Here is a 26,592-nt window from a genome sequence, read left to right as displayed (position 1 = left end):
TTCACCGGCGATCAACGCCGGGAAGGGAACATATAGGGAGGTACTGATGAGGAACGACATCACACGTCGTGATGCCTTGGCGCTGGGCCTGTCCGCTGCAACGCTCGTGGCCACCGGTGCTGCAGCGCAAACATCCAATATCAAAGCTGCCGACGTTTCGGCACCCAAGCTCGAGATCGAGAAGGGCGCATCGCTGCGCATGCTGCGCCCGGTGCGCTTCGTCCAGGCCGACGAGGACGTGTTCCGCGCCAACGCGGCGAAGTTCACCAAGGACACCGGGGTCGAGGTCAAGGTCGACTTCGTCGGCTGGGAAGACATCAACCAGCAGACCGCGGTGACCTCGAACTCCGGCGCCGGCCCCGACATCATCATCGGCTTCTCCGACGCGCCTCATATCTACATCGACAAGCTGATCGAGCTCACCGACGTCGCCGACTATCTCGGCAAAAAATACGGCGGCTGGCAGAACCTTGCGAAGGCCTATGGCAAGAAGGCCAAGAGCGACACCTGGATCGGGCTCCCGTTCGGGGCTACTGCCGGTCCCCTGATCTACCGCAAATCGATCCTCAAATCCGTCGGGTTCGACATGGTGCCGGAAGACCATGCCGGGTTCCTGGACCTCTGCAAGAAGCTGCACCAGGCCGGCAAGCCCGCGGGCTTTGCGCTGGGCAACGCCGTAGGCGACGGCAACGGCTTCGCGGACTGGATGATGTGGTCGCACAATGCCGCACTGCTGGATGAGGAAGGCAATGTCACCATCAACAGCAAGGAAACCATCGCTGCGCTGAAATACGTCAAGGAGCTCTATCCGACCTTCATCGCCGGCACGCCGTCCTGGAACGACGTCAGCAACAACCGCGCCTATTCCTCGCAGGAAATCTCGCTGACGGCCAACGGCGTCTCGCTCTACTTCTCGCTGAAGAACGATCCGGCGACTGCTTCCATCGCCGAAGACTCCGAGCATCAGTTGCTGCCGAAGGGTCTTGCGCCGAGGTCGCCGATGTCGGGGCTGACGCTGAACGCCATGGTGTTCAAGCACAGCCCCTATCCCAACGCGGCCAAAGCCTTCCTGCAATTCATGCTGGAGAAGGACCAGTACGAGCCGTGGCTCAACGCCAACAGCGGTTACTGGTCGCAATCGCTCGCGGCCTATGCCGATGCAGCGGTGTGGAAGGGCGATCCCAAGGTTGCGATCTTCAAGAACACGATGAACAACATCTATTACGCCGGCTACAAGGGGCCAATCTCGACTGCCACCGGCGCTGTTCGCGCGGACTATGTGACGGTGCAAATGTTCGCCTCGGTCGCCACCGGCGCGGCCACGCCGGAAGCCGCGGCCGCGGAAGCCGAGCAGCGCTGCAAGCGGTACTTCCGGCGGCAGGGCCGGTGAGAAGCAAGCACGTCGGACGTCATTGTGCCGAGCAATGACAAGCCGTCATTCCGGGATGGTGCGCAAGCACCAGACCCGGAATCTCGAGATTCCGGGTTCGATGCTGCGCATCGCCCCGGAATGACCTTGGAGCCCTGAAAAGACAAAGAGTCCGATGTCCGTAACCACTCTTTCAACGCACAGCGTCGTGGCCCGGCAGCCGAACTGGATCGTGCGGCTGTTCGACTACAAGCCGTTCCTGATCGTGATGTGCCTTGCGCCGGCGCTCGGGCTGCTCGCGGTGTTCCTGACCTATCCGCTTGGCCTCGGCATCTGGCTCGCCTTCACCGACACCACGATCGGACGGCGCGGCATCTTCGTCGGCCTCGAGAATTTCCAGTATCTGCTCACCGACCCCTTGTGGTGGAACGCGGTGTTCTACAGCGTGTTCTACACGGGGATCGCGACCTTCGGGAAGTTCGCGCTCGGCTTCTGGCTCGCGCTGCTGCTCAACAACCATTTCCCGTTCAAGAGCCTGCTGCGCGCCATCGTGCTGCTGCCCTGGATCGTGCCGACGGTGCTCTCGGCGCTGGCGTTCTGGTGGATCTACGATCCGCAATTCTCGATCATCTCGTACCTCCTGGTCGACGTGCTGCACTGGAGGTCGAGCAATATCGACTTCCTCGGCTCGCCCTGGCCGGCGCGCTTCTCGCTGATCGCCGCCAATATCTGGCGCGGCATCCCCTTCGTCGCGATCTCGCTGCTGGCGGGCCTGCAGACCATCTCGCCCTCGCTCTACGAGGCCGCGATGCTCGACGGCGCCAGCGCCTGGCAGCGCTTCCGCTACATCACCTTCCCGATGATGATGCCGATCCTCGCCATCGTCATGACGTTCTCGATCATCTTCACCTTCACCGACTTCCAGCTCGTCTACGCCATCACCCGCGGCGGCCCCGTGAACTCGACCCACCTGCTCGCAACGCTGGCCTTCCAGCGCGGCATCGCCGGCGGCGAGCTCGGCGAAGGCGCCGCGATCGCAGTGTCGATGATCCCGTTCCTGGTGTTCGCGACGCTGTTCTCCTATTTCGGCCTGGCGCGCCGCAAATGGCAGCAGGGAGAGGCCAATGACTGACTCCTTCGCGCAACAGAGCACTGTCGCCAACGCGAAAGCGGCGCCCGACACCATGGCCTGGGATTCCGGGCTGCGGCGGCTGATGATGATCTATCTGCCGCTCGGCTGCTTCGTGCTGATCCTGCTGTTCCCGTTCTACTGGATGGCGATCACCTCGTTCAAGCCGAACGCGGAGCTGATGAACTTCCGGGATAACAACCCGTTCTGGATCTCCTCGCCGACGCTCGCCCACATCAAGCATCTTCTGTTCAACACCGCCTATCCGCACTGGCTGAAAACGACGATGCTGGTTGCGATCGGCTCGACCACGCTGTCGCTTATCGCGAGCACGCTGGCGGCCTATGCGATCGAACGCCTGCGCTTCCGCGGCAGTCCCTATGTCGGCCTCGGCATCTATCTCGCCTATCTCGTGCCGCCGTCGATCCTGTTCATTCCGCTCGCCACCGTCGTGGTGCAGTTCGGCCTGTTCGACTCGCCGATTGCCCTGATCCTGGTCTATCCGACCTTCCTGGTGCCGTTCTGCACCTGGCTCCTGATCGGCTACTTCAAGTCGATCCCCTACGAGCTCGAGGAATGTGCGCTGGTCGATGGCGCGACGCGGCTCCAGATCCTGCGCCGGATCACGCTGCCGCTGGCCGTGCCCGGCCTGATCTCGGCCGGCATCTTCTCCTTCACGCTGTCCTGGAACGAGTTCATCTACGCGCTCGCCTTCATCCAGAGCGGCGCCAACAAGACCGTGCCGGTCGCGATCCTGACCGAGCTCGTCACTGGCGACGTCTACCAATGGGGCGCGCTGATGGCGGGCTCGCTGCTCGGCTCGCTGCCGGTCGCGATCTTTTACTCGTTGTTCGTGGATTACTACGTGTCGTCACTGACAGGTGCGGTAAAGGAGTAGATCGCGACTGCGGCCTTTCGCCCGGTTTCACAAAACTGCAATATGCGATCCGCATAAGGCGTCGTCCGCTAACAGGAGACGCACATGCGCGCGACTTTTCTCAGCACCGTCGCAACGATCATTCTCACCGCGAGCACCGCGCTCGCCCAGAACGAGGGCGAATTTCCGGCCAAGCTCGCCGGGCACGTGGTGATGCCGGCTGCCACCTTCATCGACGCACCGGCCGATGCGCCCGCCGATCTCAAGACCTCGGGCAAGTACACCACCGGCAAGCGCGTCGACGCGCTCGGCACCGTCATGGGCAAGTCCTATGAGCGTCCGACCGGCGTGTCGCTGCCGTTCAAGGGCCAGCCGCTGCAGGGCCATTCCGGCATCAAGACCATGCCCGACGGCAGCTATTGGGTGATCACCGACAACGGCATGGGCGCGCGCGCCAACTCGCCGGATTCGATGCTGTACCTCAACCGCTACAAGATGGACTGGGCGAACGGCAAGATCGAGCGCCTGGAGACCATCTTCCTGCATGATCCCGACAGACGCGTGCCGTTCCGCATCGTGCATGAGGACACCCAGAAGCGTTACCTCACCGGCTCGGACTTCGACACCGAAGGCTTCCAGATCATCGGCGAGAATTTCTGGATTGGCGACGAGTTCGGCCCCTACATCCTGAAGGCCGACAAGACCGGAAAAATCCTCGGCGTGTTCGAGACGGTTGCCGACGGCAAGCCGGTGCGCTCGCCGGACAACTGGGCCGTCGCGACGCCGGGCGCGCCTGGCGCGACCTATACCAACGTCAACCTCCGCCGCTCCAAGGGCTATGAGGGCTTCGCCTCGTCGAAGGACGGCAAGTTCATCTACGGCCTGCTCGAGGGGCCGCTGTGGGATGCCGACAAGAAGGACTGGGAGAAAGTCGACGGCAAGGAAGCTTCCCGCATCCTCGAATTCGACGTCGCTGCGGAGAAGTTCACCGGCCGCTACTGGCAATATGTGTTCGAGCAGAACGGCAACGCCATCGGCGACTTCAACATGATCGACCAGACCTCCGGCCTCATCATCGAGCGCGACAATGGCGAAGGCACCGCCGACAAGGCCTGCCCGCAAGGCCAGCGCGGCGAGAACTGCTTCCCCGACATCGCCAAGTTCAAACGCGTCTACAAGATCGAGCTCTCCGACGCCAATGTCGGCAAGCCCGTGCGCAAGATCGGCTACATCGACCTGATGAAGATCCAGGACCCCGACAAGAAGGCGAAGAAGCCGCTCAATGACGGCGTCTACACCTTCCCGTTCTTCACCATCGAGAACGTCGATCGCGTCGACGACACCCACATCATCGTCGGCAACGACAACAATCTGCCGTTCTCCTCCAGCCGCGATCCCAACAAGGCCGATGACGACGAGTTCATGCTGCTCGAAGTCGCGGACTTCCTGAAGGCGAAGTAGTCTCTTCAGTCGCGACACACTCCGCCGTCGTCCCGGCGAAAGCCGGGACCCATAACCCCGAACCGGAGTCGTGGCGCGAGATGGTGATGACGAATCTTCGTCAAACCCGACCCTGTGGTTATGGGTCCCGGATCAGCGCTCCGCTTCGCTGCGCTTGTCCGGGACGACGGCTGGGTTTGTGGGGACGGCGGGCTACCGCACGATAAAGTCCACGGGAATCGTAAAGCCCATCGAGCTGTTCTTGATCTCCGGCGGGATCGGCGGGAATGGCGCGGCCTGGTGGATCATCGACTGTGCCTTCGCATCGAACGCGGCAACGCCGGACGGGCTGATGCGGCTGGACATGACCTGGCCGTTGCGGCCAATCGTGAAACTCACCCGGACCAGCCCGCGCTGACCGTTACCGCCGGGCGGATAGGCGTGAAAGCGCATCAGATGCGCGCGGACGCGCTGATTGTAGGTCGCAACCAGCGTCGCAACCTCGCCTGAGCTCATGGCGGATGCCATCGGCGCCTCGCGCTCGGCGCGCGGCGGCGCGCTGGTGCGCGGCGCGGGCGGCGCGTCCGACGGCTTCTTCGCCTCGCGGCGAACCACCTTGGGCTTCTCAGGCGCCGGCTTTTCGACCGGCACGATCTTCGCCGGTTCGGGCTTGGCAGGTGTCGGCTCAAGCTTCTGCTCCGGCGGCGCGACCACCTCCGGCTTTTCCTGCGGCGGCGTCGGCGCGATGGTCTCCTCGACGGCCTGCTGCTGCACCGGCTCCGGCGGCGAGGCGTCAGCCTCCTGCATCACCGGCCCCGGCGCGACCTCTTCCGGCGTCGCCTGCGGCGCCGAGGTCACCGGCGACATGTCGACCATGATGGCCGGCAGGCTGACGCCCTGCTCCGGTGGCGACTTGGTCCAGCTCATCGCCAGCGACGCGGCGGCCACATGCAACGCCACGATCACCGCGCCCGATACGCCCCAGCGCGCGGTTTCGCGCTCGCCAAGCGGCTCGTGCAGGGCAAAGGCGTTCGCGGCCATCAGCTGCGTCCGTCGAGGCCGACCAGAGCGACCTTGAGATAGCCGGCATTGCGGAGGGTGTTCATCACTTCCATCAGGTCGCCGTAGCTCACGGCCTTGTCGGCGCGCAGATAGATGCGCTCGTCCTTGCGGCCCTTGGTGGCGGCCTCAAGTGCCGTGGCGAGACTCTCACGGCCCATCGCGTCCTCGCCGACGGCAACGGTGAGATCCGGCTTCACCGTGACGAAGACCGGCTTGTCCGGTCGCGGCGCCGGCTCGGCTGCGGTCGCCGGAAGATCGACGCCGATGTCGACGGTGGCGAGTGGGGCTGCGACCATGAAGATGATCAGCAGCACCAGCATCACGTCGATGAACGGCGTGACGTTGATCTCGTGGGTGACGTCGAGATCGCCGGGGTCACCGCGCTTGAGCGGCGAACGTGCGCCGAGCTTCACAGCCATGGCCTACTCCGCCGCCCGAGCCAGGCGGAACTCCCTGTGGTCGCGTTGCCGGCTGACCAGCAGCATCAGCTGTGCCGAGACGTCGCCGAGCAGCGCGCGATAATTGGCGATGCCGCGGACAAGATGATTGTAGATCACGACCGCCGGAATCGCAGCGACGAGGCCGAGCGCGGTCGCAAGCAGCGCCTCCGCGATGCCGGGCGCGACCACCGCGAGGCTGGTGGTGTGGCTCTCGGAGATGCCGATGAACGAGTTCATGATGCCCCAGACGGTGCCGAACAGGCCGACGAAGGGCGCGGTGGCGCCGATGGTCGCGAGCACGCCGGTGCCGCGCGCGATCTGCCGCGACATCGCCGCCTCGACGCGCTCCAGCCGCAGCGCCACGCGCTCCTGAAGGCCGTCATCGATGATGCCGCCGGAGAGCTCCGCCTCCTTCGCGCAGGACTGGATGAGCTGGGCGACGGCATCGTGCGCATCGCCGGTCCGCTCCGCCGCCTCCGCCAGCTTCATTCGGCCTTCGAGCGCGCGCGTGCGCGCTACGACGAGCGCGCTCTTGCGGCGCAGCTCAATGCTCTTGGCGAGCCACACCGTCCACGTCACCAGCGAGGCAATGGCGAGCCCGACCATGACCGTCTTCACGACGATGTCGGCACCGAGAAACATGCCCCAGGGCGACAGATTGCGCGGCAACAGCGCCTCATCGATCGCGAAGGCCGGCGCGGGCGCAAGCGCCAGCGCGGTTGTTAGGATCACGTGCCGAAGCCTGGACTTGCTTTGCATCCTGATCTCCCGACAGAAAAGAAGCTACGCCACGATCCGGTTCGCGAGCTGCCGGAACCGCTCCAGCTGGTCGCTGCGCAGCGCGCGGGTCTCGTCGCGGCCGACGAACACCTTGAACATGATGCCGCCGTCGGCATTGACGAAGGCGATGAAGGCCGAGCTCTTGCCCATGAAGGGCCGCTCGACGAAGGCAACGGCCGCGCAACGCTCGTGGCGGAGATGGCCGTGCAGGCCCTTCGGCTGCATCAGGTTGAAATAGCCGCGGCCGATCTCGCCCGCGGGCACGGCCCCGGTGAACTCGAAGATCGCATCATCGGTGTGGACGATCAGCGTGACCTCGCCCCATTCCGCGATGTCCTGCATGGCGGCGGCGAAATGCTCGCCGCTGCCGATGCGCAGCATGGACGACGGCAGCGCCTCGATCACCGCGCGCGGCGTGACCTTGCGCTCGCGCGCGACGTCCTCGATTACCGCGCCGGGATTGTCGGCCATGTACGCCTTGAGATCGGCGAGATCGGTGTTCAGCATGTCCGGCTCCCTTTCGTGGTCAGCCGCGGTCTTAAGCGGCCGCGCTCGCCTTGCGCTCGGTCATGATGACCTCGAACCCCTCGAACCTGGGGTGGCCGAGATAGAGACTTTCGCCGGTCTTGTTGTCGGCACGCGCATGCGCGCGGCGGAATTCCTCCGAACGCGTCCAGGCCTCGAAGGCCGCCTTGTCGACCCACACCGTATGCGAGGAGTACAGCGTGTGGTCCTCGGCGACCGGTCCCTTGAGCAGATGGAATTCGACGAAACCGGCCATGCTGCCGAGACAGGATTCGCGGGTGCGCCAGACGGTCTCGAACGCGGCTTCCGAGCCGAGCTTCACCTGGAAACGATTCATGGCGATGAACATAAAGGTCTCTCCTTGTTATCAAGACGAATTGTTATCAAGACGAAAACGCGCCGAAGCCGCGCTGGAGCATCAGCGCGGCCCGGCGGAAGTTTATGGTGTTGCGGCGCCTTCCGGCTTACGCACCTCCGAAGTGGATCTTCATGCCGGCCTTGTAGACCCGGCCCGGTCCCGGGCTGGTCCACAGCACGTCGTTCTGCGACGTGCCGTCGGTCGAGCTGCCGGGAATGGCGTAAGGCCGGTAGTACTGGTTCAGGAGATTGTCGATCGAGGCCGAGAACACGATGTCCCTGGTCGCGTTGTAGGTCAGGTAGAGGTTGACCAGATCGTAGCCGGTCGACGGGATGTAGTTTGCGGGCACATCGTTGTTCGGACCGTACGAAGCCCACTGCGCCGACAGGATCAGGGTGCGATCGAGCAGGCGGACACCGCCGGTCGTGACGACCTTGGTCGGGGTGATGGTCGCGAGCCCGATATTGGTCTGGACGTTCTTGCCCTTGATGTAGTGACCAGCAACGCCGATGAACCAGTCGCCGGCATCGTACATGGTCTCCGCCTCGAAGCCCTCGATGCGGGCATTGGCGATGTTCTGGTACTGGTAGAACTGGCTGAACGAGCCGAAGCCGGTCGGGACCGGTGTCGAGGCGACGAGGTCGATGTAGTCGGAGACGTCGTTGCGGAAGAGATTGATCTTGCCGCGGAACGAGTCGTTTGCGCTGAAGATGTTGTCGTACTTCAGATTGAACCCGACTTCCTTGTTCTTGCCGACTTCGGGACGAAGGTTCGGATTGGGCAGGAAGCAGAACAGGCCGACGGTACCGTCTGGGCAAGGGAAGAAGGCCGGTCCGCCACCGGTCGCATGCGCGCCGGAGATGACGGTTTCAGTGATCGACGGAGCGCGGTAGCCTTCGGCATAGCTGACATAAGGCTGGAATCCGGCGACGGGCGTGACACCCAGGGTGATCTTGGGCGAGAAGCGATCTCCACCCGCGCTGGTCTTACCGGAGTCCAGATCATAGCGGTCATAACGGAGCGCGCTCACCGCCTCGAACCAGGTGTTGTAATTCTGCTTCAACTGAATGAAGCCGCCCGACACGGTGCGGATGCCGCTCGGCGTGGTGATGTTGGAGTTGCCGCGGCTATCGGTCGTGATCACGTCGTCCTGGAAGGCGTCGACACCCCAGGTGACGGCATTGCGCCAGTCGCCGACATTGAAGCGCGTGGTGTTGTTGACGTCGATGCCGTAGGTGTTGAGGACATAGCCGCGCTTGTCGCCGACGCAGCCGGAGATGTTGTTGCCGAAATTTCCCGTACCACAAAGGGCCGCGCCCGCGGTCGAATAGTGATAGGTCTTGGTCTGGTCGTTATCGACGCGATTGCCGTAGACCGACATGTGCCAGTCGAACAGGTTGTCGCTCGGCAGCGCATAGTTCCAGGTGATGGTGCCGGTGTAGTTCTTCGCATCGGAGGCGTAGACGGATGAGCCCTGATAGAGCGCACGCTGTGCCGCGGTTGCCACCGGACCGCGATTGAGCTGGCCGATGTCGTATTGATAGTCCTGGAACACCGCGCCGAACTTGACCTCGTGACCGAGAGCCGGCCGCACGGTGAGCTTCATCAGCCCGGCCTCGACCTGGTTGCCGGTGTTGCCGACCTCGGTGCCGTTGCCGTCCTTGTAATTGCCTTGCGTGCGGTAGACCGCGCCGCCGAAGATATCGACATCGGGCGTGGCGCGGACGCCGCCGAACACCGAGCCGAGGCCACGATTGTTGTTGGTGCCGTAGGAGCCGGAGAGATCGACGCCCCAGCGCTCGCCGGGACGCAGCACGTCGTTGATGTCCTTGGTGCGGAACGAGACCAGGCCGCCGATCGCGCCGGAGCCGTAGATGTTGGCGGTCGGGCCGCGCACCACGTCGACGCCGCCGATCAATTCAGGATCGAGGAAGAAGGAGCCGTTGGCGTTGTGGCCGGTGCGCTGGTAGTTCTGCCGCGCGCCGTCGACGACGACCGCGACGCGTCCGAAATCCTGCAGGCCGCGAATGTTGATGACCGTCGCGGGATCGTCGCCGCGCTCCTGGAACGACACGCCGGGCACCGCATAGAAGATACCCGACAACCGGTTCGGCTGAATCCCCTGGATCTGGTCGAGCGAAATGGAGCTGACGGGCGCAAGCGAGTCGATCGCGCGCTCCTTGGTCTTCGTGGCGGCAGCCGTGATCGTATCGAGCGCCTGGACGCCGACAACGACCTGCGCGCGCGCATCCCGCACGCCGGCGCTGGCCTGTTGCTGATCGGCTTGCGGCTTGGCCGGCTTGCGGCTGGCCCGTTTCGAGGACGCGTTTTCGGCCTGCGGCGATGCAGTCTGCGCGAGACCACTCTCCGTCATCACTGCCGCAATTGAAACCACCGACGCGCCCAAAATCAGGGCGCGCGAATACCTAGCCCCGTCAGCCATATCAGCCCCAGCCTGCACTTCACTTCAGTTTTGTTGTCTTCTGGCTGGCGTGCGCCGCACGACGCGGCGACTGGCTGGCTGATTTTCTCAAGAGGCGGACATGCCGTCCGCTGCCATATTTGGTTACGTGGCAACACTCTGACGGTCAATGACGCCAGGTTGCAGTTTATATCAATTGTAAATTGCTGCCGTTGGAATGCGCCTGATGCCGCCTATACAAGCAGGCGGCATCTGAATTTACGAAGGCGCATCACACCCAATATGTCGGCAACATCAGGAGATAACAGCGGCGACGCGGCAGGGCCGACACAAAGCCCTTCTGTAACAAGGAGAACTCTCACCATGCGGGGAAGCCGGATCGACAGCCGCGAGCTGTTCGCGCATGAGCGCGAGATCATCATCGCGCATGGCGAGGACAGCTATCGCCTCCGCCTGACCTCGCAAAACAAGCTGATCCTGACGAAGTGAACAGTCATGACATTTTGTCGCACCCTCGCAAACCTCCTGCTATCAGGCACGATCGCGTTCGCGTCCACCGCGCATGCCGCCGGCATCACGGTGCATGATGCGCGCAATCGCGACGTCACTGTTGCCGATTACGCGCGCACGGTCTCGATCGGCGGCGCGATCACCGAGATCCTCTATGCGCTCGGGCTGGAAAGCCGGCTGGTCGGCGTCGATACCACCAGCCTTTATCCGGCGGCGGCGCTGCATGACAAACCCAATGTCGGCTACATGCGGCAGATCTCGGCCGAAGGCGTGCTCGGCCTCAACCCGACGCTGATCCTGGCGATCCAGGGCTCCGGCCCGCGCGAGACCATGGACATCCTGGAGACGGCGAAGGTGCCGCTGGTGCTGGTGCCCGAGACCTTCTCCGAGGACGGATTGATCGAGAAGATCAAGCTCGTCGGTCACGCCATGGGCGTCGATTCCCGCGCCGAGTGTCTCAGCGCCGCGGTCGGCGCCGATCTCGCCCAGCTTCGCGCACTGCGTGCCAAGGTGACGAAGCCCGTGCGCGTGATGTTCGTGATGTCGCTCCAGAATGGACGTGCGATGGTCGCCGGCCACAAGACCGCCGCCGACGAGATCATCCAGCTCGCCGGCGCCGCCAACGCGGTCGACGATTACGACGGCTACAAGATCATCGGCGACGAGGCGATCGTGGCCGCAAAGCCCGAATTCGTGCTCTCGATCGAGCGTGGCAAGGATTCGCTGCAGGCTGACGCGGTCTACACGCATCCCGGCTTTGCGCTGACGCCGGTCGCGGCCAACAAGAGCTTCATCACCATGGACGGGCTTTATCTGCTCGGCTTCGGGCCGCGGACGGCGGCGGCGGCGCGCGATCTCTCGGTCAAGCTCTATCCGGCGCTGGCCGAGCGCGGCGCATTCACGTCGGCTCTGTCGGCGGCGAATTGCCGACAATGAGCGTGGCGGTCGGGACCGAGGCACGGAGCCTGCGGCGACATGCAGGACGACGGTCCGCATCGTTCGCGATTCCCCTTCTGCTTGCGGTGCTGTTCGCCACCGCCATCGTCGCCCTGACGGTCGGCGCCGCCGGCATCCCCCTCTCCCGGCTGCCTGCCGCACTCGGCTTCACCAGCAACACCACCGCCGATGCCATGACGGCGCGCGACCAGCTCGTGCTGTGGTCGATCCGCATCCCCCGCATCGTGGCGACGGCGATGGTCGGCGGCTTGCTCGCCGCGGCCGGCGCGATCATGCAGGGACTGTTCCGCAATCCGCTCGCCGATCCGGCCCTCGTCGGCGTCTCCAGCGGCGGCGCGCTCGCAGCAGCGAGCGCGATCGTCTTCACGGATTCACGCTTTGGCGAGGCGCTGCGCTTCCTCCAGACCGAGCTGTTGCCGCTCGCCGCCTTCGCGGGCTCGCTGGCGACGACCGCCATTCTCTACGGCATCTCCAGCCGCTCGGGACGGACCTCGATTGCGATCTTCCTGCTTGCCGGCGTCGCCATCACCGCAATCGCCAACGCGGGCATCGGGCTTCTCGTGTTCATCGCCGACGACCGCCAGCTGCGCGACATCACGTTCTGGCTGCTCGGCTCGATGAGCGGCGCGACCTGGACCAAGGCCGCCGTGCTCGCGCCAGTCCTTGTTATCGGACTCGCAACTTGCGCCTTCATCGCCCGCGGCCTCGATTTGCTGGTGCTCGGCGAGGCCGACGCGTTTCACGGCGGGGTCGATGTCGAGCGTCTCAAACGGGTCTCGATCGTCATGGTCTCGGCCATGACCGGCGTCGCCGTGTCGATCAGCGGCGTCATCGGCTTCGTGGGCATCGTGGTGCCGCATCTGCTCCGCCTTGTCATTGGACCGGCGCATCGGCTGCTGCTGCCCGCCTCGGTGCTGCTCGGCGCGATCCTGATGGTCGGCGCCGACACGCTGGCGCGCACCATCGTCGCGCCCGCGGAGATGCCGATCGGCATCCTGACCGCGGCGGTCGGCGCGCCTGTCTTCCTCGGCATCCTGCTGCGCCAGCGCGGGCTCGCCGCGCTATGAGCGCCGTGATCGAGGCACGCGGCCTGGTCAGGCGCGCCGGCCGCGCCACGCTGCTCGACGGCGTCGGCCTGACAGTTGAAGCCGGCGAAATGGTCGCCATCATCGGCCCGAACGGCGCCGGCAAGTCGACGCTGCTGCGGCTGCTCTCCGGCGATCTCCGTCCGAGCCAGGGCGAAGTACGGCTGAAGCAGCGCGACATCGGCAGCTACACCCCGCGCGAGCTTGCCGCGCGACGCGCCATGCTGTCCCAGCACATCAACGTCACTTTCCCCTTCACCGTCGCGGAGATAGTGCTGATGGGCGCCGGCGAGCGCAGCTTGCGTGAGGCCGGCCCGCTCGTCGACGCAGCGCTCGACGAGGTTGGGCTATCGCATTTCGGCGAGCGGCAATTGCCGACGCTGTCGGGTGGCGAGCAGCAGCGCGCCCATTTCGCCCGCGTGCTGGTGCAGCTCGCCTGCGGCGAGGCCGAGCATGGGCCGGGGCTTCTGCTGCTGGACGAGCCGACCTCGAGCCTCGACCTGCGCCACCAGATCGACCTCGTCGAAGCGGCGCGCCGCCGCGCTGGCAGCGGCACCGCCGTGATCGCGATCCTGCATGACCTCAATCTCGCGATCCGCTTCGCCGACCGGCTGATCGTGCTGAGCGGCGGCAAGCTCGCCGCCGACGGCCCGCGCGCAGAGGTCGTCACGCGCGAGAGGATCCGCGACATCTTTGAGATCGACGCCGTCGTCCACCAGGCCGACGGCGTGCCGTACGTGCTGCCGCAGTCGATGCGGGCGGCGCTGCCGCCGCGATGAAGGTGCGCTCCCTCCCCCGCTTGCGGGGGAGGGCTGGGGAGAGGGTGTCTCAACAACGAAGGCTCCCCCAGAGGAAAGAGCCCTCACCCCAACCCTCTCCCGCAAGCGGGAGAGGGGCGCACCTCCTTCGAGGCGACCTACCCCGCCGGCACGATCACCATGCCCTTGTCCTTCGGCCAGCGAATGCGCCAGGCGAAGTTGATGTCCTTGACTTCACCGGGCTTGGCGTCGAACGACCATTCCAGCACGCCGCGCTTGTCGCGGATGTTGCTTGCGGTCGGCGAGGTGGTGGAGGGTAACATCTCGACGACGATGTCCTCGTTCTCGCTGACCGGCAGCTGATCCTCGATCGCAACCTTGATCGGGAAGTCGTGACCGTTGCGAACGGTGGTCTTGAACGAACGCTCGTCGGTCTTCGACGTCGTGACCAAGAGGCCCGCCGAGCCTTCGTTGCGCTTCAGCACCGCGCGCTCGATCTTGACCTTGTCGTCGGCCCCGAAACCGAGCCGCACGATGTCGTCCTTGGCCGAGGCAGCGAGCTTGCCGCGGCCGACAAAGACGCCGTCGCGATAGATCGCGACCTTGCCCGGCAGCAGAGTGGTGTCGTCGGTCTGCTTGAAGCTGGCTTCGAGGAAGGCGGTGGGATCCATCACCGGCGCAGCGCGCACCGCAAGATCAGCCGGCACGCTCATCGACGCGATGCGCAGGCTCTTGGCCCCTTCGGCGGCGCCGAGGCTGACGCGGCCGGGAATCTTGAAGGTGGCCTGGAAGTCACCGATCTCGGCAACGGCCTGCTGCTCGTCCGCGCGCTCGCGCGACTCGGCCGCCTCGGCGACCTTGGCCATCGCCGGCGATTGCGCCTGGCGCGTCATCGGCGCGGGCCGCGCCAGATCGGAGGCCGCTCCGAGCGCCATCGGCTTCGGCACCTGCGGATATTGTGCGACCAGCGAGTTCAGCTCCGGCGCGCTGCCACCTCGGCTGATGCGGACCGTGGAGACGCCGAGCGTCACGTTCGACCAGTCCTCGCCGGTCGATTGCGTGATCTCGGCGCGGCGGACCAGCTCCAGCTGCGGCTTGCGATCCTTGGCGCCGGTGTCGAGCCGGGCATCGTAGAGCGGCAGCCAGCGCGCATTGCGCACATTGTAAGTGACCCGCAACGTCGCCTTGGTCGCGGCTGTCGCGGCAATGTCCATGCGGACCTCGAGCTTGCTCGGCGGCTTGGCCTTGCGCTCGACGTCGAGCTGGGCGATCTGTCGGTCGATCTCACGCATCTTGCGCGTAGCGTCACGGACGGCAGTATCGGCGCTCGCAATTTCGTCGCCGACTGCGGTAAAGGCCGTACGCCATTCGGCGATCGGCCGCGCCTCGCCCTTCTCGCCGATGCCGACGGGGGCGGCTTCCGCAAAATGCTCCGCAAACTTGCGCCGTGCGTTGGCCGAGTCGATCGCGCCCTGCAGATCGGCGCGCTGGTCGTTCAGCGCCTCGATACGCTTGTCCAGCTCGGGCAGATTGACCGGCGCAGCGCGCGGCGGGCGCGCATCGATTGTGCCGATGGTGAGCTTTGCGCCGCCCTCACCCTCGACCCGGATGGAGGAGCTATCGAGACCGAGCGGGAAGTCCTTGGCAACGAGCGTCGAGTCACCAGACGGCAAATCGACCGTGATGACGCGGGTGACGGTGGCTCCATCCGGGTAAACCGTGACGGTGTCGATCGCCGAACTGGCGTCCAGATCGGCCGCCCATGACGGCAACGCGAATGCCGCGGTCACCAGAACCAGGCTCGTCGTTGCCAAACATCTTGCGGTGATGCGCATAAAGTCCCTCCTGCCATATCGCCGCGCCGCCAGCCGGACGCGCGATCAAATGCCTCGCCAACATGGTTGGACGCGGCAGCGAAGGAACTGGTTCGATTGGGGTTTCCGTGGGGCGCCGCTGCGGCGGCACGATGGCCGCGGAACGCCCCGGAGGCCTCAGGCCTGAGTGGGCGCGCCCTGGCCGAAGATGCGGCGGAGCAGATCGGTCACGTTCTTGGCGCCGGCCTTCTTCAGGATGCTGGCGCGGTAACCTTCCACTGTCCGGGCGCTCAGATGCATGCGGCGGGCGATCTCCTTGTTGGTGAGGCCGGCGGCAAGATGCTCGAGCACGTCGCCTTCGCGCTCCGTCAGGGGCTCGCAGCCGGTCAGCCAGCGCTGCCGGCTCGCGCCGGGCTGCGCGACCTCGTCGATGGCTGCATCGATCCGGCCAACGATGTCGTGGGTGCGGAACGGCTTCTCGATGAAGTCGGCCGCGCCGCTCTTGATCGCGTCGACCGCCATGGCGATGCTGCCGTTCGCCGAGGTCACCAGGACCGGCGCCATGCAATTCTCCTCGCGCAGCCGCCTGAGCACGTCGAGGGCGGAGCGATCCGGCGGCATCTCCAGCAACACGCAAGCCGGCATCCGCGTCTTGGCTTCCGAGAGCAGAGAAGCTCCATCGGCGAAGCAGATCACGTCATAGGCGCTCTCTTGGAGCGCATTGGAAAGTTGTTCGCGGGAGGCGGCGTCAGCGTCGATGACGAATACCTCGCCCTTGGAAAGCATGTTTCCCGGCATAGTCCCGATCCAGCAATGTCTTGGTCAAATGGCCCGAGACGGCCGGGGGCCCCGTCGCGCCCGGCGTCATGCGCACGGCATTCACGCCCGTGCTTCGGTTTCCCTTATGTATGTTTCGTCTTGTTCCCGGATTTGACGGATCGGGACAGAAACTTTACATTTCGGGACATCTGCGGGAATGGCTGGCAGGAACGGTTCGCATGACCGACCTCATTCGCAGCGCAGGCTTGAGCTATTACCCGGAGGTCGCCCGGTCAGTCGGGCTCGACCCCAGGCAGATGATGCGCAAGGTCAGGCTGCCGCTGGCCGTGCTGGATAAGCCCGATACGCCGATAGCGGTGACCAGCCTGCGCCGTCTGCTCGAATTGTCGGCAGAGGCGTCGGGTGCTGAAGATTTCGGCTTACGGCTCGCCGAGCGCGGCGGGCTCACCAATTTCGGCGCGGTCGGCCTGATCGTGCGCGAACAGGCGACCGTCGGCGAAGCGATCAAAGCGTTCTCGCGCTTCATCCATGTCCATCACGACGGCATGAAGCTCGACGTCACCGGCGACAAGCAGACGGTGAAAGTCACGCTGCATTTGCGCGGCCGGCAGCCGACCGCGCCGCGGCAATCGATCGACATGGCGCTCGGCAGCGTCCACCGCATCATCCAGTCGCTGTTCGGCAGCGATTGGCGGGCGCAGGAAGTGCATCTGCACTATCCGTCGCCGCACGACCGCAAGCGCTATCGCGACTTTTTCGGCTGCCGCGTGACCTTCAATGCGGACGACGATGCGATCCTGCTGTCGGCGCACGACATGGAGCGTCGCATCCCGAGCGCGCATCCCTTGATCGCGAATTATCTGCGCAAGCGGATCGAGGCGATCGAGACCCGGCCGGCAAGCTGGGAGGAGAAGGTCGACGAAGTCGTGCGGATCCTGCTCGCCAGTGGCGATTGCACGGTCGAGCGCGTGGCCGAGCATCTCGCCTGTACCCGCCGCACCATCCACCGCCATCTCGCCGCGTCTGGCACCAGCTTCTCGGCCATCCTCGACGCCCAGCGCGCCGATCTCGTGATCCAGCTGATCGACGATCCCGACCGGCCGCTGGCCGATATCGCCGCGCAGCTCGGCTTCTCCGCGCAAAGCGCGATGGCGCGCTGGTTCCGCGGCCGCTTCGGCTGCACCATCACCGCATGGCGCAAGGGCGTACGGCCACTGGCAAAGCCGGCCGATATCCCCTCGGCGAGCGCAGCGTAGGCTCAGCGTGTCGGCGCCGGCACGCCCATAATGGCAAGGGCGCGCCGGGGGCTGCCGGCGAGCAGCGGGCCGAATGCGATCGCAAAGCCGAGGAAGGCAGCGACCCAGCCGAAGGCCGCGACATGCAGCAGCACGTCACCATGCGCCGGCACGACCACTGCGCAGACCCGCGCCAGCGCCGCGACGACGATCGCGACATAGATGGCTTGCGTCGCCGGTGAAGCGGTGAGCGCCTGCCCGGTGTGACCGAGGCTTGCGCGCGTCATCACCGCGAGCGTCATGGTCCCGGCCGCGCCGGCCATCCAGGCATGAATGCCGGCACTCGGCGGCAGTTCGCCGAAGGCTGCCAGGGCATTCAGGATGAAGCCGAACGGCACGAAGACGTAACCGACATGCAGGATCAGCAGCAGCCGCTCGCGCGTGGTGCGGTCGCCGGCCCAGCGTGCAAGCCGAACCAGATGCAGCACGCCGACCACCGCCATCGCGACGCCGGTGATCATGTTCAGCGGCGCCGCGATCCACGCGATCAGCGCCAGTGCGCTCGATCCGATCACCGCGCCGTCAAAACGTCCGAACGGCACCGGCAGGCGTCCGGGATTGAACTTGACCAGCCAGTTGCGGGTGAAGCTCGGAATGATACGGCCGCCGATCAGTGCGATCAGCAGCATCACGACACTGACGCCGACGCGGATGCTGAGTTCGGCCGCGCCTGCGTAATGCGCTTCGAGATGAAAGCCGATATTGCCGGCGAGCAGCATGAGCACCAGCACCACCACCGGCAGGTTGCGCCAGTTGCCGCCCGCGATGATCTCGCGCGTCGCAGCCGCAACGACCAGCGCCAGGAAGGCGGCATCGACGACAAGCGCAAACGCCCAGCCGATCTCGGCCGACAGCGTCACGGCAACGCGCCCGGCGAGCCAGACCACCAGCAGCGCGCCGAGCGAGGTCCCCTGGATCGGCAGCCGCCCGGTCCAGTTCGGGATCGCCGTGAACAGGAACCCGGTAATGACAGCCGGCAGGAAGCCATAGAGCATCTCGTGGACGTGCCAGTCGCGGGGCGCGAAGGCTGAGGTCACCGACAATTCACCATAGAACATCGGCAGCCAGGCCAGAATCGACAGCCCGGCCTGGATGGCGGCGAGCAGGAAAAAGGGCCGAAAACTGTTCGCGAACAGCGGCCAGCCCGCAAAATTTCGGGATCGGGCGCCAGCCATGGGGCAACTCCTGTCAATTCAGACTGTTGCCTGGAAAAATACTGCCGTCCCGGGCGGCCGGTTTTGCGCTATCGCAAATTGCAGGACGATTGCAGGTGCCATCACACTCCGGAGCGCCAAGGAGGCAGAATGGCCAAGGTCGACACATCGCTGGTTGCGCATTTGCCGCTGTTTGCCGGGGTCAAGCCGGAGGACCTGGACGAGATCCTGCGCGAGGCCCGTTCGGCGCGCTACCCGAAGAATACCGCCATTTTCGAACAGGGCGCGGACGCGCAGTCGTTCTTCCTGCTGCTGCACGGCCATGTCCGCGCGGCCAAGACCACACCGACCGGCGAGCAGATCGTGGTGCGCTATGTCTCGCCCGGCGAGACGTTCGGGCTCGCGATGGCGATCGGAGCCGCGCACTACCCGGCGACCGCGATGGCTGTCGACGACAGCGTGGTGCTGATCTGGCCGAATTCGGCCTGGCCGCGGCTGGTCGAGCGGTTTCCCTCGCTCGCCGCCAACACGCTGCAGACCGTCGGCGCGCGGCTGCAGGAGAGCCACACCCGCATCCTGGAAATGTCGACCCAGCAGGTCGAGCAGCGCATCGCCCATGCGCTGCTGCGCCTCGCCAAGCAGTCCGGCAAGAAGCTCGACCAGGGCATCGAGATCGACTTCCCGATCAGCCGCCAGGACATCGCGCAGATGACCGGCACCACGCTGCACACCGTGAGCCGCATCCTGAGCGGCTGGGAGAGCCAGGGCCTCGTCGAGAGCCGCCGTCAGCGCATCATCCTGCGTGAACCGCACAAGATCGTCGTGCTGGCGGAGCGGACTCCCGACAGCGGTGCGGCGTGAACGCCGCACTGCTGTCTGAAGATAGGGGTGAGGGCGCTTCCGCTCGCGGCAGAAGCCTTGCCCTCACCCGGGAATCCGCACGCGCCCGCGCGAACTCCGGATCGTCTCACGCCGGCACGCAGTCGCAGAGCGCGGCGAGGAATTTGTCGCGGTCGATGCCGTGCTCGCGGCAGGCATCGTCCACCGTGTGGAAGGTTGCGATCGGACAGCCGACACAGGCCATCCTGAAAGCAAGAAACACGCGGATCGTGTGCGGCGCCGTGCGCATGATGTCATCGACCAGATCGTCGGATCGAAAGGGCATGGACAACTCCGTTCCGAAGCGACGATAGCGGAGCGGGGTTGGGCTTCTTTGTTGGAGCGCAAGCTGGGCTGCTGCTTCGCCCCTCACAGTCGCATTTGAAGAAAAGCGTGACGAGAAGCTTGCCTGTGGCGCATCCTTCGAGACGCCCGCCTTTGGCGGGCCCTCAGGATGAGGGTTGAGTGCGTAGCTACAATCTCGACAGGCAAAACTGCCGCTGAGCCTCATCCTGAGGAGACCGCGGAGCGGTCGTCTCGAAGGACGAGGCGCTCGCTCAGGCCTCGCTACGATCATACGCGATAGCCCTGCCGCAAGCGGGAAGAGGTGAAAACTACACCGCCCGACTGTGCAACTGCTTGCCCGGATCCAGATGCGCGTCGAACGCGGCGGCGACGCTGCGGACCAGGAAGCGCGAGTCGGTCGCGACAGCGAGCCGGTCGCCGTCCAGCCTCACGACGCCGTCCGAGATCAGCGGCTTCAGACGCGACGCCGATTTGAGCATCGCGCCGGCCTCGACACCATGGCGCGCGCAGATGTCGCCGAGATCGGCACTGAACTCGCACATGATGCGCTCGATGATGTCGGCACGCAGCCGGTCGTCGTCGGTGAGCCCATAGCCCTTGGCGGTGGCGAGGCGGCCGCTGGTGATGTTTTGCGCGTAGGCGCCGATCTGCACCTCGTTCTGCACGTATCCCTGCGGCAGGTGCCCGATGGCGCTGGCGCCGAAACCGAGCAGAACCTCGCCCTTGTCGGTGGTATAGCCCTGGAAATTGCGCCGCAGCGTGCGCTCCTCGAAAGCCAAGGCCATGGCGTCGTCGGGCCGGGCGAAATGATCGAGCCCGATCTGCACGTAACCGGCCTCCTTCAGCGCATTGGCGATCGCGCAGGCCTGATCGTGACGCGCAAGACCGTCGGGCAGGACCGCCTCGTTGATCATGCGCTGGTGCTTCTTGAACGCCGGCACGTGCGCATAGCCGAACACCGAAAAGCGGTCGGGTGCGAGCTCGAGCGCGCGCCGCACGGTATCGAGGCACGAGGCGACGGTCTGATGCGGCAGCCCGTAGATCAGGTCGAAATTGATTCCTGCGATGCCCGCACCCCGAAGCATCTCGACGACGGACGCCGTCTGCTCAAAACTCTGCACGCGGTTGATCGCGCGCTGCACGACGGGGTCGAAACTCTGCACCCCCAGGCTGGCGCGGTTGACGCCGGAGAGCCGCATGGCCTCGACCATGTCGGCGGTCAGCGTCCTCGGGTCGATCTCGACCGCGATCTCGGCCGACGGCAGCACGAAGAACGCCCGGCGCATCGCCGCCATCAACTCGGCAAAAGCCTCCGGTGCCATGATCGTCGGCGTACCGCCGCCGAAATGGATGTGCTCGACCTTGATGCGGCGGCCGATGGTTTCCGCGACCTGCGCGATCTCGCTGCGCAGCGTCCGCTGGTAGGCCGCGATCAGCTCGTCGCGCCGCACGATCTGGGTATGGCAACCGCAATACCAGCACATCTCGCGGCAGAACGGCACGTGCAGATAGAGCGAGGCGCTGGCACCGGCAGGAAGCTCCGACAGCCACCGCGCGTAGGTATCGGCGCCGATGGCCGGCGAGAAGTGCGGCGCGGTCGGATAGCTCGTGTAGCGCGGCAACCTCTCTTCGCCGTAGCTCGCTGCGAGATCTAGTCTCATGTCTTACCCATTCGTAAATCGATGCCGCGGCGTGGCGCGGCAAATCCCGGATGGCATTAGATTACCCGTTTCCGGACGAGCAACCTTGCGCTCGCTCAAAGTCCGAGCGCCGGATTTGGCCGATGGTGACGTTCAATCATCACTCCCTTGGGAGATAGGCTATGGCGTCGTTCGCGCTCGATCTCGTTTTCTGGCTCGCCGGCATTCGCGGCCACATCCCGCGCTTCGACGATTTCCGTCCTGTTCCTGCCGCGCCTGCAGCCGGTGCAGGTCATCTCGCGCGCGTTCTGGCAATCATGGCCACCGTCTTTGCCGCATTGTCGCTCGCGGTCTGGGGCACGGTCTGGATGGCGATAAGCCTGCTCTGATCGAGCGCATACGTTCGCGACCGAATGCAACTGAACATGCGAACGATTTGCCGCTTGCGCGACTGACGGCGCGAGATCGTAGCCATCGTCGATGCGGCTTCGGCGGACCTCTTGAGGAATTTACCGGAGGCCAATCCGGCAGAAGCTTGTCGCAGCGCAAACACTCTTGCCGCAACAGGCGCACACTGCATCCGTCATCAAGACCATTTCAGATGAAGGATGCTTCCGATGTTCACCCGCAGAGCCGCATTGATCAGCGCCGCCGCGACCGCCCTGATGCTGGCGGCCCCCGCCCTGGCGGCCGAGGATCTCAAACTGCCGCGTCAAAAGGTCGAGCTGGTCGCCCCGCCCTTCGTGCATGCGCACGAGCAGGCGACCAAGCAGGGCCCCAAGATCATCGAGTTCAAGCTCACCATCGAGGAGAAGAAGGTCGTCATCGACGAGAAGGGCACTACCTTCCAGGCCATGACCTTCAACGGCTCGATGCCGGGCCCGCTGATGGTCGTGCATGAGGGCGACTACGTCGAGACGACGCTGGTCAATCCCGCCACCAACACCATGCCGCACAACATCGACTTCCATTCCGCAACCGGTGCGCTCGGCGGCGGCGCACTCACCCTGATCAATCCCGGCGAACAGGTCGTGCTGCGCTGGAAGGCGACCAAGACCGGCGTGTTCGTCTATCACTGCGCGCCGGGCGGCCCGATGATCCCCTGGCACGTCGTCTCCGGCATGAACGGTGCCGTGATGGTGCTGCCGCGCGAGGGACTGAACGACGGCAAGGGCCACGGGCTGAAGTACGACAAGGTCTACTATATCGGCGAACAGGACATGTACGTGCCGCGCGACGAGAAGGGCAATTTCAAGTCCTACGACTCGCCGGGCGAGGCCTTCACCGAAACCGAAGAGGTGATGAAGAAGCTCACGCCGACCCATGTCGTGTTCAACGGCAAGGCGGGCGCACTCACCGGCAAGAACGCGCTGACCGCCAATGTCGGCGAGAACGTGCTGATCGTGCACTCGCAGGCCAATCGCGACAGCCGTCCGCATTTGATCGGCGGTCATGGCGACTATGTCTGGGAGACCGGCAAGTTCGGCAATGCACCCGAGATCGGGCTCGAGACCTGGTTCATCCGCGGCGGCTCGGCGGGGGCTGCGCTGTACAAATTCCAGCAGCCCGGCATCTACGCCTATGTCACGCATAACCTGATCGAGGCCGCCGATCTCGGCGCCACCGCGCACTTCAAGGTCGAAGGCAAGTGGAACGACGATCTGATGATGCAGGTGAAGGCGCCTGCGGAAATCCCGGCCAACACCAACTAGTCGCGACAAGGGGCCGGTGATCCACCGGCCCCTTCTTCCTTTCGGGGGACGGCCAGTGATCACATTCAAGCTGAAACTGCTGCTCGCCTGCGCCGCCGGGCTCGCAGGGCCGATCGCGATGGCGCCCCTGGTCTCGGACATGAGGGTCCACGGCACGGCGGCGGAGCCCGCGATCGTCAGGGTCGCGCCGGGCAATTTCTCCTATCGCGAGGCCGGCGATTTCACGCGCGGCGGGCACCAGGCGGAAGCGCCGCTGCGCGCGATGCGCTTCGAAAAGCCGCTGCACATCATGCGGAATCAGGTCTCGTCATCCAACTATCAGATCTGCGTGCAGGACGGCGCCTGCCGCGCGCTCGATCGCGGCGTGGCGGTCGCCATCGATCGTCCCGCGGTGCAGGTGAACTGGCACGATGCCGAGGCCTATGCCGGCTGGCTCTCGCGCAAGACCGGCCAGCACTACCGCCTGCCCAGTGACGAGGAATGGGCGTTTGCGGCGGGCTCCAGATTCAAGGACGATGGTGCGCCGGTGGACCAGGACGATCCTTCGAAGCGCTGGATCAGCCGCTATGAACGCGAGTCCGAGCGCGACCCCTTCGACACTGCGGCCCATCCGTTCGGCAAGTTCGGCGCGAACGAGAACGGCATCGAAGATCTCGCCGGCAATGTCTGGGAATGGACCGCGACCTGCTTCGTGCGCTCGCGGACCGACGGCGCCGGTAATGCCGGCCGGCCGACCGTGAATTGCGGCGTGCGCGTCGCCGAAGGCGCGCACCGCGCCTATGTCACCGACTTCATCCGCGACGCCCGCGCCGGCGGCTGCGCGCAAGGCACGCCGCCCGCCAATCTCGGCTTCCGCCTGGTACGGGAGGAGCGGACATGGATGGCGAACGTGTCGGCGCGGTGGGGCAAGGTGTGGGCGGCGATGTCGTGATCGACTATCGTGGAAGCGCGCCCATGCCTCCCCAACGTCGTCCTGGCGAAGGCCAGGACCCATAGCCACCGAACAACGTTTGGCGAAGACTGGTCGTTCGGGACGATCACCGACCGCGATCGATGGACCTCGCGGTATGGGTTCTGGCCTTCGCCAGGACGACAGCGAGAACTTGGCTGCCGCCCGGCGCCCATAACCGGCTCACATCGTCCGCGCGAACATGCGAAAGCCCGGCGCGCCGATGATCGCTTCGAACGCAGGATCCCGCTTCTCTTCCGCAAACACAAAGCCGGCCTTGGCGTAGGCGCGCTCGGCCGCATCGTTGCCGATCAGGAACGATATCGTCGCCCGGTTAAATCCGGCCGCCCGTCCCTTCTCCAGCGCATGCGCGATCAGCGCCTGCACCAGCCCACGGCCGCGATAGGCCGGGTCGGTCGCGACATGCTCGATCATCCAGTCGCCCTCGCCGCCCTGGACCCAGCAGGCGCGCGTATAGGCGCCGCGCCCGCGGATGGCCTCCAGCTCCGGCGCGGCGGGCCCGGTCGCGGCCGCGACTTCCTCGATCGCACGCCAGGCCGCAGGTCCCGTACCGGCTGCGGGCAGCGCGCACAGCGCTGCGGCCGGTTTGCCATCGACCTCGGCGACCAGGAATTGCGAAACGTGCCACATCGAGACGGTGCGGGCGACCGTGATGCGCGCGATGAAGTCGCGGCACTGCGCTTCGGGCCAGCCAAGCGCGACGTCGAACCAGCCGCGCGAGCGATAGCCGCGCTGCGCCGAAAGGATGGTTTGAACGATGAAACCGGCGTCTTCGGGACGCGCAGACCGTATCGTCATGCGCGCCCCATGCTCGAAGCCTCAGGTATTCTTCAGCGCGACGCGGAATTCGGCTTCGGTCTTGGACTTGACCTCGTCGAGCGAGACGCCGTCGGCGAGCTCGATCAGGGCCATGCCGCCGTCGCCGTGCTTGTCGATGGTGAAGACGGCAAGATCGGTGACGACCATGTCGACCACGCGCTCGCCGGTCAGCGGCAGGTTGCACTGCTTCAGCAGCTTCGGGCCGTCCTTGGCCGAATGCTCCATCACCACGACCACGCGCTTGACGCCGGCGACGAGGTCCATCGCGCCGCCCATGCCCTTGACCATCTTGCCGGGGATCATCCAGTTGGCGAGGTCACCGTTCTGGGCCACCTGCATGGCGCCGAGGATCGAGAGGTCCATGTGGCCGCCGCGGATCATGCCGAAGGAATCCGCGCTCGAGAAATACGAGGTCGAGGGCAGCTCGCTCACGGTCTGCTTGCCGGCGTTGATCAGATCCGCGTCCACCTCGTCTTCATAGGGGAACGGGCCCATGCCGAGCATGCCGTTCTCGCTCTGCAGGGAGACGTCCATGCCGTCGGGGATGTAGTTCGAGACCAGCGTCGGGATGCCGATGCCGAGATTGACGTAATAGCCGTCACGCAATTCCTTTGCGGCGCGCGCAGCCATCTGTTCACGGGTCCAAGCCATTGTTGAGCTCCAGTCGATTCTTCAGTGGCGCATGATCTGATCGGAAAACCGGTTTCCACTTTTCCGGATCATGCGCTCGGGCGCGGGCGGGTGTTGCGGAATTCGATGCGCTTCTTGGCCGTGCCGACCTCGACGATGCGCTTCACGAAGATGCCGGGCGTGTGGATGTGGTCGGGATTGAGTTCACCGGCCGGAACCAGGTGCTCGACCTCGGCCACCGTGATCTTGGCGGCGGTCGCCATCATCGGGTTAAAGTTGCGCGCGGTCTTGCGGTAGATGAGGTTGCCGGCGGTATCGCCCTTCCAGGCGTGCACGATGGCGAGGTCGGCGAACAGGCCGCGCTCCATCAGGTACTTCTCGCCGTCGAACTCCTTCACTTCCTTGCCCTCGGCGATCAGCGTGCCGACGCCGGTCTTGGTGTAGAAGGCCGGGATGCCGGCGCCGCCGGCGCGGATGCGCTCGGCCAGCGTGCCCTGCGGGTTGAATTCGAGTTCCAGCTCGCCGGCGAGGAATTGCTGGGCGAACAGCTTGTTCTCGCCCACATAGGACGAGATCATCTTCTTGATCTGCCGGGTTTCCAGGAGGCGGCTGAGCCCGATGCCGTCGACGCCGGCATTGTTGGAGACGACCGTCAGCCCCTTGACGCCGGATTCGCGGATCGCGTCCGACAGCTCCTCGGCAATGCCGCAGAGGCCGAAGCCCCCCGACATGATCATCATGTTGTCTTTCAGAATGCCGGAGAGCGCCGACTTGGCGTCGGGATAGACCTTGTTCATACAGGAAACCTTCGGCTTGGAGGCGTCGCGCCTGATTGGCGGCGATTATTAGGCGAAATCCTCCAAAGCCGTCAATGATACGGG

At 65.1% G+C, this 26,592-nt stretch carries 27 protein-coding genes; 13 read left to right on the top strand and 14 right to left on the bottom strand.

What is annotated here, in order from left to right; all coding sequences use genetic code 11:
- The first annotated feature begins 46 nt into the window (after window positions 1-46).
- From ACVJ19_RS16235 to ACVJ19_RS16220, 4 genes are all read left to right on the top strand, one after another.
- Window positions 47-1,390, top strand: a complete 1,344-nt coding sequence (locus ACVJ19_RS16235) for an ABC transporter substrate-binding protein (protein ID WP_453950061.1) — start codon at window positions 47-49, stop codon at window positions 1,388-1,390.
- A gap of 154 nt (window positions 1,391-1,544) precedes the next feature.
- A complete protein-coding gene (locus tag ACVJ19_RS16230; RefSeq protein WP_453950060.1) occupies window positions 1,545-2,501 on the top strand; it encodes a carbohydrate ABC transporter permease in 957 nt (318 codons plus the stop codon).
- 52 nt (window positions 2,502-2,553) lie between these two features.
- Entirely contained in the window at window positions 2,554-3,396 is an 843-nt protein-coding gene (locus tag ACVJ19_RS16225) for a carbohydrate ABC transporter permease (protein WP_453955147.1), read from the top strand.
- An 84-nt stretch (window positions 3,397-3,480) separates the two neighbouring features.
- Window positions 3,481-4,836 carry an esterase-like activity of phytase family protein gene (locus ACVJ19_RS16220; protein WP_453950059.1) on the top strand — a complete coding sequence of 452 codons (1,356 nt, stop codon included), beginning with the start codon at window positions 3,481-3,483 and terminating at the stop codon, window positions 4,834-4,836.
- A gap of 192 nt (window positions 4,837-5,028) precedes the next feature.
- Here ACVJ19_RS16220 and ACVJ19_RS16215 read toward each other — a convergent pair whose 3' ends face one another.
- The 6 genes from ACVJ19_RS16215 to ACVJ19_RS16190 form a co-directional block, all read right to left on the bottom strand.
- Window positions 5,029-5,856 (bottom strand): TonB family protein, encoded by an 828-nt coding sequence (locus tag ACVJ19_RS16215; protein ID WP_453950058.1) that lies wholly within the window; start codon window positions 5,854-5,856, stop codon window positions 5,029-5,031.
- Window positions 5,856-6,296 (bottom strand): TonB system transport protein ExbD, encoded by a 441-nt coding sequence (gene exbD, locus ACVJ19_RS16210; RefSeq protein ID WP_453950057.1) that lies wholly within the window; start codon window positions 6,294-6,296, stop codon window positions 5,856-5,858. The genes ACVJ19_RS16215 and exbD overlap by 1 nt, the downstream gene beginning before the upstream one ends.
- A 3-nt stretch (window positions 6,297-6,299) precedes the next feature.
- Window positions 6,300-7,076 carry a tonB-system energizer ExbB gene (gene exbB, locus ACVJ19_RS16205; RefSeq protein ID WP_453950056.1) on the bottom strand — a complete coding sequence of 259 codons (777 nt, stop codon included), beginning with the start codon at window positions 7,074-7,076 and terminating at the stop codon, window positions 6,300-6,302.
- A 24-nt stretch (window positions 7,077-7,100) separates the two neighbouring features.
- Window positions 7,101-7,604 (bottom strand): heme utilization cystosolic carrier protein HutX, encoded by a 504-nt coding sequence (gene hutX, locus ACVJ19_RS16200; protein WP_453950055.1) that lies wholly within the window; start codon window positions 7,602-7,604, stop codon window positions 7,101-7,103.
- 31 nt (window positions 7,605-7,635) lie between these two features.
- Window positions 7,636-7,971, bottom strand: a complete 336-nt coding sequence (locus ACVJ19_RS16195; RefSeq protein WP_453950054.1) for an antibiotic biosynthesis monooxygenase family protein — start codon at window positions 7,969-7,971, stop codon at window positions 7,636-7,638.
- Window positions 7,972-8,086: 115 nt separating this feature from the next.
- On the bottom strand, window positions 8,087-10,423 hold the full coding sequence (locus ACVJ19_RS16190; RefSeq protein WP_453950053.1) for a TonB-dependent hemoglobin/transferrin/lactoferrin family receptor: 2,337 nt from the start codon (window positions 10,421-10,423) through the stop codon (window positions 8,087-8,089).
- Between the two features lie 261 nt (window positions 10,424-10,684).
- On the opposite strand from ACVJ19_RS16190, the gene ACVJ19_RS16185 reads away from it, so the two are divergent.
- From ACVJ19_RS16185 to ACVJ19_RS16170, 4 genes are read left to right on the top strand one after another with little or no spacing between them, the layout of a single operon-like run.
- The gene (locus ACVJ19_RS16185; protein WP_453955145.1) at window positions 10,685-10,891 is read left to right on the top strand and encodes a hemin uptake protein HemP; all 207 of its coding nucleotides are present in this window, start codon (window positions 10,685-10,687) and stop codon (window positions 10,889-10,891) included.
- A 6-nt stretch (window positions 10,892-10,897) separates the two neighbouring features.
- Window positions 10,898-11,848 (top strand): heme/hemin ABC transporter substrate-binding protein, encoded by a 951-nt coding sequence (locus ACVJ19_RS16180; RefSeq protein WP_453950052.1) that lies wholly within the window; start codon window positions 10,898-10,900, stop codon window positions 11,846-11,848.
- Window positions 11,845-12,936, top strand: coding sequence for a FecCD family ABC transporter permease (locus ACVJ19_RS16175; RefSeq protein ID WP_453950051.1), 1,092 nt, complete (start codon window positions 11,845-11,847; stop codon window positions 12,934-12,936). The genes ACVJ19_RS16180 and ACVJ19_RS16175 overlap by 4 nt, the downstream gene beginning before the upstream one ends.
- Entirely contained in the window at window positions 12,933-13,733 is an 801-nt protein-coding gene (locus ACVJ19_RS16170) for a heme ABC transporter ATP-binding protein (RefSeq protein WP_453950050.1), read from the top strand. Before ACVJ19_RS16175 ends, ACVJ19_RS16170 begins: the two co-directional genes overlap by 4 nt.
- A gap of 137 nt (window positions 13,734-13,870) precedes the next feature.
- Here the strand turns inward: ACVJ19_RS16170 and ACVJ19_RS16165 are convergent, their stop codons facing one another.
- Together ACVJ19_RS16165 and ACVJ19_RS16160 are read right to left on the bottom strand one after the other, a co-directional pair.
- Window positions 13,871-15,547 (bottom strand): mucoidy inhibitor MuiA family protein, encoded by a 1,677-nt coding sequence (locus ACVJ19_RS16165; RefSeq protein WP_453950049.1) that lies wholly within the window; start codon window positions 15,545-15,547, stop codon window positions 13,871-13,873.
- 156 nt (window positions 15,548-15,703) lie between these two features.
- Window positions 15,704-16,324, bottom strand: coding sequence for a response regulator transcription factor (locus tag ACVJ19_RS16160; protein ID WP_453950048.1), 621 nt, complete (start codon window positions 16,322-16,324; stop codon window positions 15,704-15,706).
- Window positions 16,325-16,524: 200 nt separating this feature from the next.
- On the opposite strand from ACVJ19_RS16160, the gene ACVJ19_RS16155 reads away from it, so the two are divergent.
- Complete coding sequence (locus tag ACVJ19_RS16155; RefSeq protein ID WP_453950047.1) at window positions 16,525-17,562, top strand: AraC family transcriptional regulator; 1,038 nt, start codon at window positions 16,525-16,527, stop codon at window positions 17,560-17,562.
- Window positions 17,563-17,564: 2 nt separating this feature from the next.
- On the opposite strand, the gene ACVJ19_RS16150 is transcribed toward ACVJ19_RS16155, so the two are convergent.
- Window positions 17,565-18,776, bottom strand: a complete 1,212-nt coding sequence (locus ACVJ19_RS16150; protein WP_453950046.1) for an NnrS family protein — start codon at window positions 18,774-18,776, stop codon at window positions 17,565-17,567.
- 129 nt (window positions 18,777-18,905) lie between these two features.
- On the opposite strand from ACVJ19_RS16150, the gene ACVJ19_RS16145 reads away from it, so the two are divergent.
- Window positions 18,906-19,616 carry a Crp/Fnr family transcriptional regulator gene (locus ACVJ19_RS16145; protein ID WP_453950045.1) on the top strand — a complete coding sequence of 237 codons (711 nt, stop codon included), beginning with the start codon at window positions 18,906-18,908 and terminating at the stop codon, window positions 19,614-19,616.
- Between the two features lie 106 nt (window positions 19,617-19,722).
- Here the strand turns inward: ACVJ19_RS16145 and ACVJ19_RS16140 are convergent, their stop codons facing one another.
- Window positions 19,723-19,920: a DUF1858 domain-containing protein gene (locus ACVJ19_RS16140; RefSeq protein WP_063701414.1), complete on the bottom strand. Its 198-nt coding sequence runs from the start codon at window positions 19,918-19,920 to the stop codon at window positions 19,723-19,725.
- A 328-nt stretch (window positions 19,921-20,248) separates the two neighbouring features.
- Window positions 20,249-21,601 (bottom strand): oxygen-independent coproporphyrinogen III oxidase, encoded by a 1,353-nt coding sequence (hemN, locus tag ACVJ19_RS16135; RefSeq protein WP_453950044.1) that lies wholly within the window; start codon window positions 21,599-21,601, stop codon window positions 20,249-20,251.
- A gap of 161 nt (window positions 21,602-21,762) precedes the next feature.
- On the opposite strand from hemN, the gene ACVJ19_RS16130 reads away from it, so the two are divergent.
- The 3 genes from ACVJ19_RS16130 to ACVJ19_RS16120 all read left to right on the top strand — a co-directional run bounded on the left by ACVJ19_RS16130 (window position 21,763) and on the right by ACVJ19_RS16120 (window position 24,223).
- Window positions 21,763-21,969: a hypothetical protein gene (locus ACVJ19_RS16130; protein ID WP_453950043.1), complete on the top strand. Its 207-nt coding sequence runs from the start codon at window positions 21,763-21,765 to the stop codon at window positions 21,967-21,969.
- Window positions 21,970-22,197: 228 nt separating this feature from the next.
- Entirely contained in the window at window positions 22,198-23,292 is a 1,095-nt protein-coding gene (gene nirK, locus ACVJ19_RS16125) for a copper-containing nitrite reductase (RefSeq protein ID WP_453950042.1), read from the top strand.
- Between the two features lie 55 nt (window positions 23,293-23,347).
- Window positions 23,348-24,223 carry an SUMF1/EgtB/PvdO family nonheme iron enzyme gene (locus ACVJ19_RS16120; protein ID WP_453950041.1) on the top strand — a complete coding sequence of 292 codons (876 nt, stop codon included), beginning with the start codon at window positions 23,348-23,350 and terminating at the stop codon, window positions 24,221-24,223.
- Window positions 24,224-24,424: 201 nt separating this feature from the next.
- Here the strand turns inward: ACVJ19_RS16120 and ACVJ19_RS16115 are convergent, their stop codons facing one another.
- The 3 genes from ACVJ19_RS16115 to ACVJ19_RS16105 all read right to left on the bottom strand — a co-directional run bounded on the left by ACVJ19_RS16115 (window position 24,425) and on the right by ACVJ19_RS16105 (window position 26,508).
- A complete protein-coding gene (locus tag ACVJ19_RS16115; protein ID WP_453950040.1) occupies window positions 24,425-25,060 on the bottom strand; it encodes a GNAT family N-acetyltransferase in 636 nt (211 codons plus the stop codon).
- Window positions 25,061-25,081: 21 nt separating this feature from the next.
- Window positions 25,082-25,732, bottom strand: coding sequence for a 3-oxoacid CoA-transferase subunit B (locus tag ACVJ19_RS16110; protein ID WP_211407130.1), 651 nt, complete (start codon window positions 25,730-25,732; stop codon window positions 25,082-25,084).
- A gap of 68 nt (window positions 25,733-25,800) precedes the next feature.
- Entirely contained in the window at window positions 25,801-26,508 is a 708-nt protein-coding gene (locus tag ACVJ19_RS16105; RefSeq protein WP_122405582.1) for a CoA transferase subunit A, read from the bottom strand.
- Window positions 26,509-26,592 lie beyond the last annotated feature (84 nt).

Source organism: Bradyrhizobium sp. USDA 376, assembly GCF_054063675.1.
This window is presented reverse-complemented; position numbering and strand designations above follow the sequence as displayed.